Here is a 15,809-nt window from a genome sequence, read left to right as displayed (position 1 = left end):
CAATTCAATGCCAGCTAAAACTAGAGGTCTGCGGTTGATGTTGATCACGGAACTCAGCGGGCGTTAGTCCGCCCAGGCTGTCGTGCGGGATCTGTTGGTTGTAGTCGGCAAGCCAGTGTTCGGTCTGTTCGCGGACCTCGCTCAGCGTGCGGAAGAGATGCATGTCCAGCACGCCGCGCCTGTAGCTGCCGTTGAAGCGTTCGATAAAACCGTTCTGCATCGGACGCCCCGGTTCAATGAAGTCCAAGGCGATGCCCTTACGCTCGGCCCACTCGGACAAGGCCAGCGCGACAAATTCCGGCCCGTTGTCCAAACGTAGCTTGTTCGGATAGCCGCGCCAAGCTGCGATGCGTTCCAACGTGCGGATGACGCGGGCGGCCGGAAGATTCAGGTCCACTTCGATCGCCAAGGCTTCCCGACTGAAATCGTCGATGACATTGAACGTGCGAAAACGCCGACCGTCCCATAACGCATCGGACATGAAGTCGATCGACCATCCAGCATTGGGGCGATCACCGCAGGCCAGCGGCTGTGGATGACGCGTCGGTACCCGGCGCCTGCTGCGACGACGTTGATTGAGCTTCATCAGGCAATACACGCGCCAGACCCTCTTGTGGTTCCACACATGTCCGCGACGGCGGATGATTTGAAAAAGTTTTCCAAATCCACGCTCAGGAAAACGCTCGGCCAACTCGGACAACAGCGCGATAACCTCATCATCCCGATCGGGACGACGCTGATAGCGCATCGTCGAGCGCGCCACGCCAACCACCGAACAGGCCCGGCGCTCGCTCCAGCCATGCTGCTCGATGAGCCAGGCCAGAAGCGGGCGCTTGTGCGCCGGGTCTACAGTTTTTTTGCGATGACATCCTTCAATGCATGGTTTTCCATCGCCAGCTCGGCGTACATGCGTTTGAGCTTGTTGTGCTCGGTCTCCAGGTCGCGAAGGCGCTGCACATCAGCGGCCTCCATGCCGCCGTACTTGGATTTCCAGACGTAGTACGTCGCATCGGAAATCCCTAGCTCACGACACACATCCTTGACTTGGCGGCCACCCTCGACCTGCTTCAGCGTGGCGACGATCTGGCTATCGGTGAACTTGCTCTTGCGCATTGGTGGTCTCCTTGATGGCTAGTGTGCCCGGAGACCTCTAGTTATGGCTGGATCAAGTTTACGGGGAGTCGACACACGGGGCCCATGCGGGGCGAAGTCTCTACTTTACGTCGGCACGGTTTTTCGGAGTGGGTCAGTCATCAGCTCACTGGTACAGACTCTGAGCCAGACCTCATCACCATTCTAGGCTAGCGGCGAGCATGCCAGACCCGCTACAATGGCGAACCATAAAAAACAGGACGCCTTCCTGGTTTGCGTGGCTGCAGGAGAATCAGGACGTTCGGGCGGGATCAGCCCCCTCCCCCTCTCTCCGCCAGTTTCATGATTTGCGCAATGACACCCATGTCGCAAATCGCAGGGCCATGCCAATGGCCCACGTCTTATGGTGGCCCCGTCGGTCCCTCGCGACGCTAGATCGAAAATCCCGCCAGGGCCGGAAGGCAGCAACGGTATCGATTGATGCGGGCGCCGAGGTCAACCGGCGGGGACACCACCCCAACTTTCGGCAATGCCAGGCGAACTAGCTGGAACCTCTGGCTTGGGCGCGATTGATCGAACAACTACGATCATCACGTGCAGCGCTGCGCGCATGCGCAAAGCCGAGGCGAAAAGCTGACCAGTCATTCGTACCCGCCGTGGCGACGGCGCCCCCATCCCCGCAACGTGAGTGTTTCCCACGGCGCGATGCGGGCGCCGAGGTCAACCGGCGGGGACACCACCCCAACTTCGCAAGACTCCAGGCGAGCTACCCGGAGCATCGACTTGCGCACGATCGATCCAGCAAAAAGCGGCAGTCAGCTCGTGCTGCGCCGCGCGGCTATGCAAGGCCGGCGCCGGCTCGCGCGCAGGTGCGCGCCGGACCCGCATCCGCCTGCTACGGTTGCGATTGGGGATGCAACCAATCCGCGTCGCCTTCCAGGTAATGCTCGTGCTTCCAGATCGGCACGCGCGCCTTGACCTCATCGATGATGTAGCGGCACGCATCGAATGCGGCGCCACGGTGCGCCGCACTGACGCCGACCCACACCGCCATGTCGCCGATACGCAGCTCGCCCACGCGGTGCACGCAATGCGCGTGCACGATGGCGTATCGCTGCATTGCTTCGTCCAGCACACGCTGCCCTTCGGCCTGTGCGAGCGCGGCATAGGCTTCGTAGCGCAAGCCGGCCACGCCGCGGCCTTCGTTGTGATTGCGCACCCAGCCTTCGAAGCTGGCGAACGCGCCGGCATGCGGATGTTCCGCCCCCGCACGCAGCCGATCGATCGGCAACGGCACCTCGGAAAGCGCAAAGATCGCTGCAACCTGTTCGCTCACGCTCAACCTCCCGACACTGGCGGAATGAACACCACTTCGCTGCCATCGCGCAGCGCATCCTCCCAGCGCGCGAATGCGCCATCCACGGCCACACGCAACTGCGCAGGCGTCCAGCGCAGGCCATGCCGCGCATCGAGTTCCGCGTACAGGCTGCGCAGATCCTGTGCGCCGCTCTGCACGCGCTCGTCGGCAATTCCTGCGGCCTCGCGCAGGCTGGCGAAATACAGCACCGTCACCGTGGCGGTCATTGTGCCGCTCCGATGTCGCGCTTGCCGCCGCGCTTGGACACCAATTTGGTCGGACCAATGCTCATGCTGTGCGACAACGCCTTGCACATGTCATACACCGTCAGCGCCGCCACGCTGGCACCGGTAAGCGCCTCCATTTCCACGCCGGTACGATGCACGCAGCGCACCGTGCAACGGATATCCAGCAGCTGCTCGCCCGCCCAGTCGATCTCGAAACGGCAGGCATCGATCGGCAATGGATGGCAGAACGGAATCAATTCGTGCGTGCGCTTGACCGCCATGGTGCCGGCAATCACCGCCGTCTCCACGATGCCGCCCTTGGCACTACGCAAGCCGTTGGCGCGCAACTGTGCGGCCACGGCCGCCGGAAAGCGCACGCGGCTTTCCGCAGTGGCGCTACGGGCGGTAACCGCCTTGTCCGAGACATCCACCATGGTGGGGAGCCCGGCATCGTCCAGATGGGTCAGGCGGGCGGAGCGGGAATTTGCAGGCATGGGAAGTGACGCGAAGACAGGCACTCAGGATGCGGCATTCTCGGTGAACAAGGTGCCTTGATGGAACAGCAGCTGCCATCCGGCAGCATTGCTGCGCCACAACGAGCTGCGCAAGGCCTGCCGTTCAACACCCTGACGGCGATCCACCGACCGATAGCGCACCTGCGCAAGATCCGGTGCCAGCCGCGCGCATTCGAAGTCTTCTGCGCAGTACTCGGCAGCGACACCGGGGGCGCGCAGGGCCGCGATCACCTCGCTCCGCGTGTACCGGCGGCCCGACGTACCGAACTCGACAAAGGCCGGATCGAGCAGCGCTTCCAACACCTGCACATCGGCACGCTGCTGCGGATCGAGCAGACGCAGCTCCAGCGTGCGCAGCTGCACCAGCAGCGCGTCCTCGCTCATCCGCCGATCAAGAACATCTCGACCGGCTTGCCGCGCCGTGGCACCGAGGCGCGCACTTCGCTGTAGCGGTCGCCACGCACGCTCCAGCGCTGGCGCAGATGCATCGCCAGCGCAGACTCGCCGTTGGCCAGGGCCGGCTTGAGGTCGTGGCCCTGACTGGCGAACAGGCAGGTATACAGATGCCCGTCGGCCGAGACGCGCGCACGCTGGCAATCGCCGCAGAACGGCACGCTGACCGAACTGACGAAGCCCACTTCGCCAGCGCCATCCGAAAACGCGTGGCGCTGCGCCACTTCACCGGTGTAATTGGCGTCCAGCGCCACCAACGGCCAGCGTGCATGGATGCGTTCGTGCAATTGCGCCGAGGTCACCACCGCATCCGCCGTCCAGCCATTGCAACTGCCCACATCCATGAATTCGATGAAGCGCAGCACGTGCCCGGTGCCGCGGAAGTGCTCCACCAACGGCAGCACCTGATCTTCGTTGACGCCACGCTGCACCACGCAGTTGATCTTCAGCCGCTGGAAACCGGCCTGCTCGGCGGCGGCAATGCCAGCCAGCACCTGCGCAATTTCGCCGCGGTCGCCGCTCATGCGCCTGAACAACGCCGGTTCCAGCGCATCCATGCTGACGGTGATGCGGCGCAGCCCGGCCTGTCGCAGCGCGACGGCCTGGCGCCCAAGCAAGGTGCCGTTGGTGGTCAGCGCCAGATCTTCGATGCCCTCGATCGCGGTCAGCCGTGCGATCAGGCTCGGTAAGTCGCGCCGTAGCAGCGGCTCGCCGCCGGTCAGGCGCACCTTGGTCACCCCGACCGAAACGAAGGCACGCACCAGGGTTTCCAGCTGATCGAAACTCAACCGCTGCTGCGAGTCGAAGCCGTAATCGTCTGGCACGCGATCGGCCGGCATGCAATACCCGCAGCGGAAATTGCAGGCCTCGATCACCGACAGGCGCAGATCGCGCAGCGGACGGCCGTAGCGGTCCTGCATCGGCGCCGTGGCAAGATCCGGCAGCAGCAAGGCGCCCATCAGGGCACCGTCGCTGCGGTCGGGTTCGCCAGCGCAAGGTATTGGCCGGGCACGGCGACGCGGTGGCCACGTGCACGCAGCACATCGCCGTCGGCGTCGCTGGCGTAGTGGTACAGCAGCATGCGGTTCAACAGGTCCTGCGGGTATTCCCGCTCCAAATCGTCCACGCCAGTATGCGACGGGTTGCCGTGAACGCCGCAGTCATGCGCGATGAGCTCGCTGTCGTCCGCATAACGCTTCAGCATTTCGGGGATCGGTCGGGTATCGCCAGTCCAGACCAGCGCCCCCTTCAAACGCAATCCGTATGCCGTCTCGGGCCAGTGGTGGCGTACCGGGAACACTTCCAGCCGCACGCCGTCGTGCCAGAACGCATCGCCGACCGGCACCAGCTGGAATGCGTCCCAGAAGTTCGCCCCGCCCTCGGCCAGCACATTCGGGTAATCGGCGATGCGCCGCTGCAGCAGCGGCACGACCGGCGCCGGCACGTACAGGCGCGTGCGCCCGCGGCGCTCGGAAAAATAACTGTCGACGAACACCCGTTCCAGGCCACCGACATGGTCCAGATGCACGTGGGTGATGAAGATTGCCTGTGGCAGCTGGCCATAGTGGGCCTGATAGGCGGTCAGCCCCTCGCTGCCGCAATCGATGGTCAGCCAGGGCGCACCGGCGCGCTCGAGCGTGGCCATCGGCGAGCCAAGGGCCACCGCCGACGCATTGCCGACTCCCTGCACCCGCAAGCCCCAGTCCATCAGTAGCCCCGGCCCCAGGCCAGTTCGTAGGCCCGATGCAGGCGCGCATAGTCCTTGTCGACGTCCTCGCGGCTGCGGTTGCCGCGCAGCTTCAACAGCGAGCGATGCAGCCGCCTAAGGTTGCGCTCGCGCCAGCGCGTGGCCGGAATGCGCAGCACGCCGCGGTCGAAATCGATCAGCCAGCCATGCCCGCCGGCATCGAACAGGATGTTGTGCGCGTTGAGATCGGCGTGATCCAGGCCAGCGCGATGGAAGCGTGCAATCAGCTGGCCGGTCGCCTCCCACGGCGCACCGCGACCGGCCACCTGGGCGTGGTCGGCCAATGAGCGCACGTTTTCCAGCCGCTCCATCAACAGCGCAGCGCGATAGCCCACGCCTTCGCGCAGATAGCAGGCGGCCAACGGGCGCGGCACCGGCAACTTGCGTTTGATCAGTTCGCGCATCAGCCGGAACTCGGCAAAACTGCGCGTGCGCCCTGCCCCTTTCCACAGGTAGCGATCGCGGCTCACGCGTGCGGCCATGCCGCCGCGCAGGTACTGCCGCAACACGCTATGCCCGAATGGCGCATCCACGAACCACGCGCCGCCACGCCCGCCCGCGTCCACCGGCCGCGCCCTGTCGCCCCATGATTGCGGCGAAAACAGGCTGGCATCGGCTTGCCGCAGCCGTTCGCGGTCGAACAGAATGGCGCCATACCCGCGACCTTCGCGGTACGGCGCCAGCGCTTCGGTGGCATCGAAAGAAACCATCTATCGAGTCTAACAACACCATGGCTGTAACGCCCGCATCGCTGTGTTTGCTGCGCTTGTCCGCCCTGGGCGATGTCACGCACGTGGTGCCGCTGGTACGGACGTTGCAGGCCGGGTTTCCTGAAACCCAACTGCATTGGGTCATCGACAAGGCCGGGCTGAAATTGCTCGAGGGTCTGCCCGGCGTGCAATTCCACGCCTACGACAAACGCAGCGGGGTGGCCGGCATGCGCGCACTACGCCGGTCGCTGGCACCGCTGGGCCGCTTCGATGCCTTGCTGCAGATGCAGGTGGCCTTTCGGGCCAATGTGCTGTCGGCCTTCGTGCCGGCGCGGCGACGCATCGGCTACGACCGCAGCCGCTCCAAGGACCTGCACGGCCTGTTCGTCAACGAGCGCATCGCCGATCGCCCCGGCATCCACGTGCTCGACGTCATCGGCAGCTTTGCCGAGCCGCTGGGCCTGCGCCAGACCCAGGTGCGCTGGGACCTGCCGGTGCCCGACCAGGCGCATGCCTGGGCACGCGCGCAATGGGACGACGATGGCCGCCCGGTACTGATGATCTCGCCCTGCTCCAGCCACCCGCGTCGCAACTGGTATCCCGATCGCCTCGCCGCGCTGGCCGATCATGCCGCCGCGCAGGGCTGGCGGATCGTGCTGTGCGGCGGCCGCAGCGACCTGGAACGCAGCACTGCCGATGCCATCGTTGCGGCCGCACGCACGCCGGTGCTGGATCTGGTTGGCAAGGACACCCTCAAGCAACTGCCCGCACTGCTCGCGCGCGCGGACCTGGTGGTCACGCCGGATTCCGGGCCGATGCATATCGCCAACGCCATGGGCACCAAGGTGCTCGGCCTGCATGCGGCCAGCAACCCGCGACGAAGCGGCCCGTATTCGGACGTGCGCTATTGCGTGGACCGCTACGACGCCGCCGCGCGCAAATTCCTGCACAAGCCAGCCGACCAGCTACGCTGGGGAACGAAGATCGAATTCGACGAGGTGATGGCGCTGATCACCGTGGACGATGCGATCGCCGCCTTCGAGCGTTATCGCGCCGACCACTCACGCTGATTCTCGGCACCGGCGATCGGCAATCGATCGCCGCCACAGCCACAGCGCCGCATAGTTGGTGCGGCAGACACCGCGCGCAGCACCACGACGCACTCGCTACAGGATCGAGCAAGACTGACCACGGCAGTTGCCGGGTGGCGTGGACGGCGGGCGCTCACCACCCGAGTCGACGCGTGACATGCAACGCCTACGCACCGACTACGCGCGCCTCGTTGCCGTGCAGTCATTTCATCAGCCGCTGTATGTGGCTCGGCAATCCAGCGCCGAGCAAGTTGCAGCGGCGCCTGCGCAAGTGGGCTGAGATCGAGCGAACGCGTCCTGCAACCAATCGCGCCGTTCAGACCACCCGCGCAATCACCACGTCAATGCGCTCAGCCGCCAGTGGCGCGATAGTCCTGATAGGACTTTTCTTCCACATACGAAGAACCCAGCGCCAGGTTGATCTCCTTCTTGATGCGCGCGCGCTCGTCGTTCTCGATATACACGCTGCGCGCCAGCTGCACGAAGGCATCGTCGAAGCTCTGCGCCTGCTCCTTGAGGCGGATGTCGTCCTCGATCACCCACAGCCGCTCATTGACGGCCTTGAGCTCGGCGCGCAGGCGCACGATGTCGTGGCCGGCGGCCGGATGCGCCATCCAGCTGGTTTCCAGCGCAGACAGCTCGTTGCGCACATTGGTCAACTTGGCCGCATCGCGCATGCGCTCGGACTTGATCTGCAGGATCGCGATCTTGTCGAGCAGTTCACCAAAAGACACGGGCACCAGGATCTCGGACATGACAGGCCTCCAACGGGGATCGGGCGGATTGTAGTCATCGCCGCGGCCGGCGACTGCCACACATAAACAAAAGCCCCCTTGCGGGGGCTGATGCGAATCTGGCGGAGAGTGGGGATTCACTCGGCACTTCGTGCCTTCGCCCTACGGGCGGCTTCGCCGTGCAGACAGCTGCGCTGCCTGTCGAACCCGGGGATTCTCACCCCCCAATGCCGCCGGCGAAACTCACGCGGCACTGGCGCACCTACTCGCCTCAATCTGGCGGAGAGGGGGGGATTCGAACCCCCGAGGCGCTATAAACGCCTGCCTGATTTCGAGTCAGGTACATTCAACCGCTCTGCCACCTCTCCAGATGGTCCCCAGTGTCCTGGGGCCGTGCATCATACGGGCACATGGCCCGCGCCACAAGCGGCCCGGGCCGGCGCAGGCAGGGCCAGCGCGCGTCCAGGCGTGAACCGGTGCTGCGGCGCCTATGCGTGGCGTGTTGCCGCTAACCGGCCGGGCCGCGATGATGGTGGCGCATCTTCTCCTTGGCGACCCGGCCCCATGCTCGAATTCGGACACCTCACCCATGTCGGCCTGCGCCGTGACCTCAACGAGGACACCTACTACGGCGACAGCGAGCTGGGATTGTGGCTGGTCGCCGATGGCATGGGGGGGCATGCCTGCGGGGAAGTGGCCAGCGCACTGGCCCGCGAAACCATCGTGCGCGAAGTCCGCGCCGGTACCCCGCTGGCGCAGGCGGTACGCATCGCCGACGAAGAGATCATCAAGACCTCGCGCCGCTGCAACGACACCTTGCCGATGGGCACCACCGTGGTCGCCGCGCGCGTACTCGGCCAGCGTTTCGAAGTGGCCTGGGTTGGCGACAGCCGCGCCTACCTGTGGCGCGATGGCCGGCTGGCGCAGCTGAGCCAGGACCACAGCTATGTGCAGGAGCTCATCGCCCAGGGCACGCTGACCAGCGAGCAGGCACGCGCGCACCCCCATCGCAACGTGGTGACCCAGGCACTCGGCGTGACCGACCCGGCGCATCTGAATGTCGCCATCATGCAAGGCGAACTCAAATCCGGCATGCAACTGTTGCTGTGCAGCGACGGCCTGACCGAAGAGGTGGACGATGCCGCCATCGCGGCCACGTTGTCGCAGGCCGATTGCAGCGCGCAGGAATGCGTGGAATGCCTGGTCGCCGCCGCACTGGATGGCGGCGGTTCGGACAACATCACCGCGATCCTGGTGCGCAGTTACTGACGTAGCGCGGCGCGCGAGCAAAGTACCTCCGGCCAGACGCCTCACCCGGCGACCGCAATCTCCTCGACCGGCGGATCCCACAACGCACGCCCTGCCTTCTTGCGCAGCTGCGCCAAGCGTGCCTCGTGGGCCTGCAATTCGGAAGCGGTCACCGCAATGCGCGGACGCGGCAACAGCAGCGCCGGGTCGAACGCAATCACGCCGCTCGCCGCATCGGTCTGCTGACCGGCATCGGCACTGGCAAACCCGATTTCCTCCTGGCCCGAGGTCAGCGCGATATACACATCGGCCAGGATCTGGGCATCGAGCAACGCGCCGTGCAGCTGGCGATGCGAGTTGTCCACGCCCAGACGCTTGCACAGGGCATCCAGGGAATTGCGCTGCCCCGGATAGCGTTCGCGCGCCATCATCAAGGTATCGACCACCGTGGCGCGCTCGACGATGCGCCCGTAGTGATCGCCCAGCAGCGCCAGTTCGTTGTCCAGAAACCCCAGGTCGAACGCAGCGTTGTGGATGATCAGTTCCGCGCCGTCGATATAGGCGAGAAACTCATCCACCACCTCGCCGAACAGCGGTTTATCGGCAAGAAATTCCAGGGTCAGCCCGGTCACCTCCTGCGCGCCCGGCTCGAAGTCGCAGTCCGGCTTCAGGTAACGATGGAAATTGTTGCCGCTCGGGCGCCGCTCCAGCAGCTCCACCGCGCCGATTTCGACGACGCGGTTGCCCTTGCGCCATTCCAGGCCGGTGGTTTCGGTATCGAGAATGATCTGACGCATGTGTCCTCTTACGATGTCGCAAGACCATCGCGCTGGGCGATGGCCTGATTGCGGGCGAGCACGTCGACGCGCTCGTTGTCCGGGTCGCCATTGTGGCCTTTCACCCAACGCCAATCGATGCGATGGCGCTGCGTGGCCGCGTGCAACCGCTCCCACAACTCGCGATTTTTGACCGGATCGCCACCGGCGGTCTTCCAGTTGCGTCGCACCCACCCCGGCATCCATTCGGTGATGCCCTGGCGCACGTACTGCGAATCGGTATGCAACACGATCTGGCACGGCTCGGTCAGCGTTTCCAGCGCCATGATCGCCGCCATCAATTCCATGCGGTTGTTCGTCGATACCGCCTCGCCGCCGGCCAGCTCCTTTTCGCGGCCGTTGTAACGCAGCAAGGCCGCCCAGCCGCCCGGGCCGGGGTTGCCGAGGCAGGAGCCATCGGTATGCACTTCAATGGATTTCATCAGGTTCCAGAGTTGAACGTAAACAGGTCAGATCGTGGCCACCGGCTGTGGCCAGCGGGCAGGCAGGGCGATCGGCGTCGGCCCGATCGCCGCGGCAGCACGCTTTTCCACTTCCAGCAGATACACCGCGCGCCAGGGTGCCCGGCCGGGGTCGGTGGACTCGCCGCTGGGGCGCCAGATCGGCCCCAGGTAGCGCTCGGCCTGCACGCTGTGCAGACCGGCACGCTGGGCCAGGAGGCGCCAGCGATCCGGGCGCAACGCGACCGGCCCGCGCCGCGCCCAGCGGAAGCGGTAGGGGCTCATCGGATTGAGCGTGAACAGCCACAGACGGCCGCCGGGCATCAGCAGACGCTCGCATTCGGCCAGAAAGTCCGCTGCCCCGCCAACTACCGCATGTTGCGCCACGATCGCCTGCAGGCTCTCGGTCGGCAGCGGAAACGGCAGCGCGCAGCGTGCGTCGCCGGCAAAGCGCCCGGCACTGCGATGCAGGCGCAAACCGCGCCCTTGCAGCAACTCGCGCGCAGGCATGTCGGCGGTCGGCGTCAGCCACAACCACGGCTGCGACGGCCGTGTCTGTAGCGCTTCCAACGCCAGACGACGCTCCAGCTGAAGCAGGCCGCGCCCCGCGCCGGTTTCAAACCAGGATGAGACGCCAGCTTGACGTGAGAATGGCGGGGCAGGCATGGTCCCAATTCTATGCGACTGATCGCCCTGCCCGCATTCGACGACAACTACATCTGGGCGCTGATCGCTGCAGATGGCCGCGCCATCATTGTCGACCCCGGTCAGGCCGAGCCGGTCCTGGCTGCCGCGCAGCACCAGGGCCTGGTGCCGAGCGCCGTCCTGCTCACCCACCACCACGGCGACCATATCGGCGGCGTTGCCGAGCTCCAGCAGCGCTGGCCGAACCTGGCGTTGTTCGGCCCGGCCGACGAACGCATCCCGGCCCACGCGCATCAGGTAGGCCAGGGCGAGCGCCTGCGCCTGCTCGATGTCGAGTTCCAGGTGCTCCAGGTGCCCGGCCACACCCGCAGCCACATCGCCTTCGTCGCTGACGGCTACCTGTTCAGCGGTGATACCCTGTTCAGCCTAGGCTGTGGGCGGATGTTCGAAGGTACCGCTCCCCAGATGTTCGACTCGTTGCAGCGCCTGGCCTCCCTGCCTGGCGAAACGCTTGTGTGTTGCGGCCACGAATACACCTTGGCCAATGCGGCCTTCGCGCTGCACGTCGATCCCACCAACGCTGCCTTGCAGCGCCGTCAACAGGAAGCCCAGGCCATGCGTCATGCAGCCCGTCCTACCCTGCCGATTTCGCTCAAGAGTGAACTGGCCACCAATCCGTTCTTACGCACCGGCCGCCCCGAGATCCGCGCTGCAGTGGCACCGCGCGCAGCCGGCGAGCTTTCCTCTGAAGTCGATGTTTTCGCCGAACTTCGGCGCTGGAAAGACGAATTTCGCGCATGAGGCGCCTGGTTTTGACAGTGCTGGCCGTCTGTTCGGCCATCGCACCGGCAGCCGCATCGCCCAATGACGCAAGCTCCGCCCCCGCCAGTAGCCAGACCGCGCAAGCCAGCGCGCCAAGCCTCCGCAACGGGCGCGAGATTTTTTCGGCCTTCCTCGACGGTCGCGCCGACCCGGGCTGCGACAGCGCCCATAGCGATGCCCGCTGGGAACAGCATTTTTCGCGCGCCCCGGCACGTCTGGCAGACGATGCGCAGGATGTCCTGCCGTTATTCGGTTATGTCGTCGACGAGTTGCGTAAGGCCGACATGCCGACCGAATTTGCGCTGATCCCGTTCGTGGAAAGCGGCTACCGCCCCGGGGCCCGCAACGGCAGCGGCCCTGCCGGCCTGTGGCAGTTCATCGCGACCACCGCGCGCAACCACCAGGTGCCGGTCGGTGCGCAATACGACGGACGCCTGTCGGCAGTGGACTCCACCACTGCGGCGGTGCGCTATCTCAAAACCCTTTACGGCATGTTCGGCGGAGACTGGCGCCTGGCCCTGATGGCCTACAACGCCGGCGAGTACCGCGTGCTGCAGGCAATGCGCAGCGCCGGGATGAACGCGCAAAACGCACGCCCCTCCGAATTGCCGGGCATGTCCAAGGTTACCTACGACTATGTGGAGAAACTGCACGCACTTGCCTGCGTGCTGGATCACGCGCAACAGCAGGGCAACCTGCTGACGTCGCTGGATCGCCAGGTGCCCGTCCTCACCGAACATGCGTTGCCGGCAGGCACCAGCCTCAACGCCTGGGCCGGACAGCGCGCGATCGAGCCGCAACTGCTCGCGCGCCTGAATCCCGCCCTCGCTGGCGCGCGCGCTGCGCCGCGCGGCGTGCACGTGCTTGCGCCGCTTGCGCCGCCGCAGCCCGGTGCAAATAGCGCCATGGTCGCCTCTGCCGAGGTGGGAACTGGCGCCGCCAGCAGCACTCCCGCACCGACCGCCGTTGCCTCTGCAGCCAGCAAAGCGTCGACCTCGCCAGCACGTACCCACACCGTGCGCAATGGCGAATCGGCCTGGGCGATCGCACGCCGCTATGGCATCACCGTGACGACGCTGCTCGCCACCAATGGCCTGGACAAAAGCGCCATTCTGAAGCCTGGCATGGTGCTGTCGTTCGACGACTCGCCCTAAAGTGACGCGCCAAGGTGCGACGCACCTTGGACGTTGTCGTGGGCACAGGCAGGCAGTAGGCGGTAGGCGGTAGGCGGTAGGCGGTAGGCGGTAGGCGGCATGATCGCGCCGATCCTGAACTTCGCTCACCAACCCAGCCTTCTCGTCAGGCCGCTTCGGTCGCGAAAGATGGATCTTGAGCGTTGCCGGGGTGCAAAGGCACAGTTAGCGTCTGCTGCGCGTCGCGCCGGGGAATCGACTTGGCGCTGTACGTGCGAGCCGAGCTCCGGCAAAACTCGAAGCTTGCAGGCCTCTCTGCAATGCGCGCCACGACGTTAGCGGTGCTCCCCGGCGAGTCAATACGCCGAGCCATTCAGCTGACCCGGCCACCGGAGATCATCAGCGGGACACCTGGCATGTCTGTCAGGAGCGCTCCCGGCGCGCGCCGTCGCCCAATCGAGCGTCAGCGACGACTGCCAGATCGTCAGGCGACTAGCCGACAACCGGCGATTGGCGCCCAGGAATCGCAGCTCCCGGCAGCCATGCAGCGCGCAGACACCGCCGGCAAATCGACATGCGCCGCGGAAGATCGACGGCGACTGCGCGCCAGCCGGCCGGTGTTCTCCACGACAAACGCCCAAAGAAAAAGCCCGGTTGCCCGGGCTTTTCTCACCAATCGATTATCCAGCCTTACAGCTGGGCTTCTTCGATCTGGATCTTGTAGCGCTTGCGCATTTCCTTGACGTAAGCCTGCGCAGCGTTGTTTCCGTCGATCTGGCTCAACTGCTCGCGCAGCATCGTCTGCTGCTCGGCCGGCATCTGCTTCAGATCGCCCGGCGTCGCCTTGCTGATGACAAAGACAGCAAAGCGCCCGCCATCCAGCTCCACCTTGCCAACCGACGGCTTGCCTTCGGTCGGTCGCGGCGCGCTGAAGATCGCACGGTTCGCAGCCGGGGTCGGGATCGGTGCCGTCCGCGGTAGCCCCGGGATCGGCTGCACCTGCAGCTTCTCGCTGGCGGCCAGCGCCTGCAGCGTCTCACCCTTCTGCAAGCGTGCCAGCAAGGCATCGGCAGCCGCCGCGGCGGCCTTCTCGGCACGGTCCGCACGGATTGCCGCGGTCACCTTGTCGCGCACCTTGTCCAACGGCAAGGCCTGTTCGGCGGTGTGGTTGGTGACACGCAACACCACGCTATGGTTCGGCGCGATGGTGATGGGATCGCTCACCGTACCGTCCTGCACCAGCGTTTCTGAGAACGCCGCGCGCAGCACAGCCGGGTTGGCAGCAACACCGCTGGCATCACTGCGCGAGAACGGCCCCAAGGTCTGCACCGGCAAGCCGACCTGCTTGGCCGCCGGCTCCAGCGCGGTGGGGTTCTTGTAAACCTGGTCCACCAACTTGCCACTGACATCGGCAAAGGCCTTGTCTGCGTCAGCCTTGAGCTGCTCGGCCGCCAGTTGGTCGCGCACCTGCTCGAACGACTTGCCCTGGCCGCCCTTGACCTCACGCAGCTGGATCACGTGGTAGCCGAATTCGCTCTTGATCGGGCCGACTACCTCGCCAGCCTTCATCGAGAACAGCGCGTCCTCGAACGGCTTGACCATCGTGCCCTTCTCCACCCAGCCCAGGTCGCCGCCGGCATCCTTGGAGCCGGGGTCCTGCGAATTGGCTTTGGCCAGCGCAGCAAAGTCGGCACCCGGCTGCTTGGCCTCGGCAGCGAGCTTGGCAGCCTTTGCCTCGGCAGCCTTTTGCGCGGCGGCATCGGCGCCGGCGCTGATCAGGATGTGCGACGCAAGACGCTGCTCCGGCTCGACGAAACGTGCCTTCTCGTCTTCATAGCGCTTGCGCAGCGTGGCCTCGTCGGCCGCAGTGGCTGGCGGCATCGTGGCGGCGTTGAGCTCCACGTATTCGATCATCACGGTTTCCGGCTGACGGAAATCCTGCGCGTGCCCGTCGTACCACTGCTTGATCTGCGCATCGCTCACCGGCGCGGTATCTGCGGCCGGTGGCGGCAGCATCGCCAGCTCCACATCGCGCGTTTCGCCCATCAGCTTGAGCAGGCGCTCGAACTCGGACTTGGTGGCAAAGCCGGACTCCGCCACCGCCTGCGGGATGACCGACTGCTGCAGGCTATCGCGCACCAGCGCATCGAACTGCGCTGGCGTGCGCGGCGGCGTGCCCTGCGCGAGTGTGGCGCGGTACTGGTCGGGACTGAACTTGCCATCGACCTGGAATGCGGGAATGTTGGCGATGTAATCGCGCACGGTCGCATCGCCGATGACGATTCCAGCGTCTTCCGCCCCCAATCGCACCACCTGTTCGTCGACCAGTTGGTCGAGCACCTGCAGCTTGTTTTCGCGGGACTCGAAGGTGCGCGGATCGAATTTCTCGCCCTGACGCTGACGCTCCTGCATGCGCGCCTGCTCAAAGCGCGCGCGGAAATCCTGCGTGCTGATTTCATGGTGCTGCCACAGCAAAGAGACCGGCCACCACGACGGTGCCGATTTCCACCAGGTCGGCGGCGCCTGCACCTTGGCCACGTTGTTGGCGCCAATGCCGCCGAGGTAGCTGTTGTCGATGACGAACAGGAACGGAATCATCAGCAACCCCAGGATGGCGGTAGCGATCCAGCCTGACGTCTTGTCGCGAAGTTTCTGCAGCATTGGCAAATCACGGCCTGTGGGCGAGCCGCGCAGTGTAACGCGCTTGACGCCAGGCACCCAGCCCAATGCCCGTGACGATGGCGTCGTGCGCATTCATC

Annotated in this window: 17 protein-coding genes, 1 tRNA gene and 1 other RNA gene; 5 read left to right on the top strand and 14 right to left on the bottom strand. The window is 65.4% G+C overall.

What is annotated here, in order from left to right:
• Nucleotides 1–4: 4 nt before the first annotated feature.
• Nucleotides 5–1,113 (bottom strand): IS3-like element ISXca2 family transposase gene (locus tag ACCQ07_RS05680; protein ID WP_087944180.1). Its coding sequence is split into 2 segments (ribosomal slippage): nt 5–861 and nt 861–1,113, totalling 1,110 coding nucleotides; the frame shifts between segments, so codons are not numbered across the junction.
• A gap of 391 nt (nt 1,114–1,504) precedes the next feature.
• On the opposite strand from ACCQ07_RS05680, the gene ffs reads away from it, so the two are divergent.
• Nucleotides 1,505–1,601, top strand: an RNA gene (gene ffs / locus ACCQ07_RS05675) — signal recognition particle sRNA small type.
• A 386-nt stretch (nt 1,602–1,987) separates the two neighbouring features.
• Here the strand turns inward: ffs and ACCQ07_RS05670 are convergent.
• The 7 genes from ACCQ07_RS05670 to ACCQ07_RS05640 are packed head-to-tail and all read right to left on the bottom strand — an operon-like array spanning nt 1,988 to nt 6,101.
• Nucleotides 1,988–2,434 (bottom strand): molybdenum cofactor biosynthesis protein MoaE, encoded by a 447-nt coding sequence (locus ACCQ07_RS05670; protein WP_029818813.1) that lies wholly within the window; start codon nt 2,432–2,434, stop codon nt 1,988–1,990.
• Nucleotides 2,431–2,676 (bottom strand): molybdopterin converting factor subunit 1, encoded by a 246-nt coding sequence (moaD, locus tag ACCQ07_RS05665; RefSeq protein ID WP_008571288.1) that lies wholly within the window; start codon nt 2,674–2,676, stop codon nt 2,431–2,433. Before moaD ends, ACCQ07_RS05670 begins: the two co-directional genes overlap by 4 nt.
• Nucleotides 2,673–3,170: a cyclic pyranopterin monophosphate synthase MoaC gene (moaC, locus tag ACCQ07_RS05660; protein ID WP_008571290.1), complete on the bottom strand. Its 498-nt coding sequence runs from the start codon at nt 3,168–3,170 to the stop codon at nt 2,673–2,675. The genes moaD and moaC overlap by 4 nt, the downstream gene beginning before the upstream one ends.
• A 24-nt stretch (nt 3,171–3,194) precedes the next feature.
• Entirely contained in the window at nt 3,195–3,575 is a 381-nt protein-coding gene (locus ACCQ07_RS05655; RefSeq protein WP_033837258.1) for a nuclear transport factor 2 family protein, read from the bottom strand.
• A complete protein-coding gene (moaA, locus tag ACCQ07_RS05650; RefSeq protein ID WP_218495979.1) occupies nt 3,572–4,603 on the bottom strand; it encodes a GTP 3',8-cyclase MoaA in 1,032 nt (343 codons plus the stop codon). Before moaA ends, ACCQ07_RS05655 begins: the two co-directional genes overlap by 4 nt.
• Nucleotides 4,603–5,352: an MBL fold metallo-hydrolase gene (locus tag ACCQ07_RS05645; RefSeq protein WP_014089519.1), complete on the bottom strand. Its 750-nt coding sequence runs from the start codon at nt 5,350–5,352 to the stop codon at nt 4,603–4,605. The genes moaA and ACCQ07_RS05645 overlap by 1 nt, the downstream gene beginning before the upstream one ends.
• The gene (locus ACCQ07_RS05640) at nt 5,352–6,101 is read right to left on the bottom strand and encodes a 3-deoxy-D-manno-octulosonic acid kinase (protein ID WP_008571294.1); all 750 of its coding nucleotides are present in this window, start codon (nt 6,099–6,101) and stop codon (nt 5,352–5,354) included. Before ACCQ07_RS05640 ends, ACCQ07_RS05645 begins: the two co-directional genes overlap by 1 nt.
• A gap of 20 nt (nt 6,102–6,121) precedes the next feature.
• Between ACCQ07_RS05640 and ACCQ07_RS05635 the strand changes: the two genes are divergently transcribed.
• Nucleotides 6,122–7,171, top strand: a complete 1,050-nt coding sequence (locus ACCQ07_RS05635; RefSeq protein WP_218555758.1) for a glycosyltransferase family 9 protein — start codon at nt 6,122–6,124, stop codon at nt 7,169–7,171.
• 371 nt (nt 7,172–7,542) lie between these two features.
• On the opposite strand, the gene ACCQ07_RS05630 is transcribed toward ACCQ07_RS05635, so the two are convergent.
• Nucleotides 7,543–7,947: a DUF6165 family protein gene (locus ACCQ07_RS05630; protein ID WP_008571564.1), complete on the bottom strand. Its 405-nt coding sequence runs from the start codon at nt 7,945–7,947 to the stop codon at nt 7,543–7,545.
• 256 nt (nt 7,948–8,203) lie between these two features.
• Nucleotides 8,204–8,294: transfer RNA gene (locus ACCQ07_RS05625), tRNA-Ser, on the bottom strand.
• A gap of 196 nt (nt 8,295–8,490) precedes the next feature.
• On the opposite strand from ACCQ07_RS05625, the gene ACCQ07_RS05620 reads away from it, so the two are divergent.
• The gene (locus ACCQ07_RS05620) at nt 8,491–9,195 is read left to right on the top strand and encodes a PP2C family protein-serine/threonine phosphatase (protein ID WP_003483822.1); all 705 of its coding nucleotides are present in this window, start codon (nt 8,491–8,493) and stop codon (nt 9,193–9,195) included.
• A gap of 41 nt (nt 9,196–9,236) precedes the next feature.
• Here the strand turns inward: ACCQ07_RS05620 and dnaQ are convergent, their stop codons facing one another.
• From dnaQ to ACCQ07_RS05605, 3 genes are read right to left on the bottom strand one after another with little or no spacing between them, the layout of a single operon-like run.
• A complete protein-coding gene (dnaQ, locus tag ACCQ07_RS05615) occupies nt 9,237–9,971 on the bottom strand; it encodes a DNA polymerase III subunit epsilon (RefSeq protein ID WP_008571573.1) in 735 nt (244 codons plus the stop codon).
• A gap of 8 nt (nt 9,972–9,979) precedes the next feature.
• A complete protein-coding gene (gene rnhA / locus ACCQ07_RS05610) occupies nt 9,980–10,432 on the bottom strand; it encodes a ribonuclease HI (protein WP_008571574.1) in 453 nt (150 codons plus the stop codon).
• A gap of 27 nt (nt 10,433–10,459) precedes the next feature.
• Nucleotides 10,460–11,116 carry a class I SAM-dependent methyltransferase gene (locus ACCQ07_RS05605; RefSeq protein ID WP_003483816.1) on the bottom strand — a complete coding sequence of 219 codons (657 nt, stop codon included), beginning with the start codon at nt 11,114–11,116 and terminating at the stop codon, nt 10,460–10,462.
• 12 nt (nt 11,117–11,128) lie between these two features.
• On the opposite strand from ACCQ07_RS05605, the gene gloB reads away from it, so the two are divergent.
• On the top strand, nt 11,129–11,896 hold the full coding sequence (gloB, locus tag ACCQ07_RS05600) for a hydroxyacylglutathione hydrolase (RefSeq protein ID WP_008575010.1): 768 nt from the start codon (nt 11,129–11,131) through the stop codon (nt 11,894–11,896).
• Nucleotides 11,893–13,071, top strand: coding sequence for a lytic transglycosylase domain-containing protein (locus tag ACCQ07_RS05595; protein WP_008575009.1), 1,179 nt, complete (start codon nt 11,893–11,895; stop codon nt 13,069–13,071). Before gloB ends, ACCQ07_RS05595 begins: the two co-directional genes overlap by 4 nt.
• 669 nt (nt 13,072–13,740) lie before the next feature.
• On the opposite strand, the gene ACCQ07_RS05590 is transcribed toward ACCQ07_RS05595, so the two are convergent.
• The gene (locus ACCQ07_RS05590; RefSeq protein WP_372363880.1) at nt 13,741–15,711 is read right to left on the bottom strand and encodes a peptidyl-prolyl cis-trans isomerase; all 1,971 of its coding nucleotides are present in this window, start codon (nt 15,709–15,711) and stop codon (nt 13,741–13,743) included.
• Between the last annotated feature and the right edge of the window lie 98 nt (nt 15,712–15,809).

This window comes from Xanthomonas sp. NCPPB 3583, from assembly GCF_041475715.2.
Lineage (GTDB): Bacteria > Pseudomonadota > Gammaproteobacteria > Xanthomonadales > Xanthomonadaceae > Xanthomonas > Xanthomonas euvesicatoria.
The sequence above is the reverse complement of the archived record's forward strand: the minus strand, read 5'-3'. Positions and strand labels throughout refer to the sequence as shown.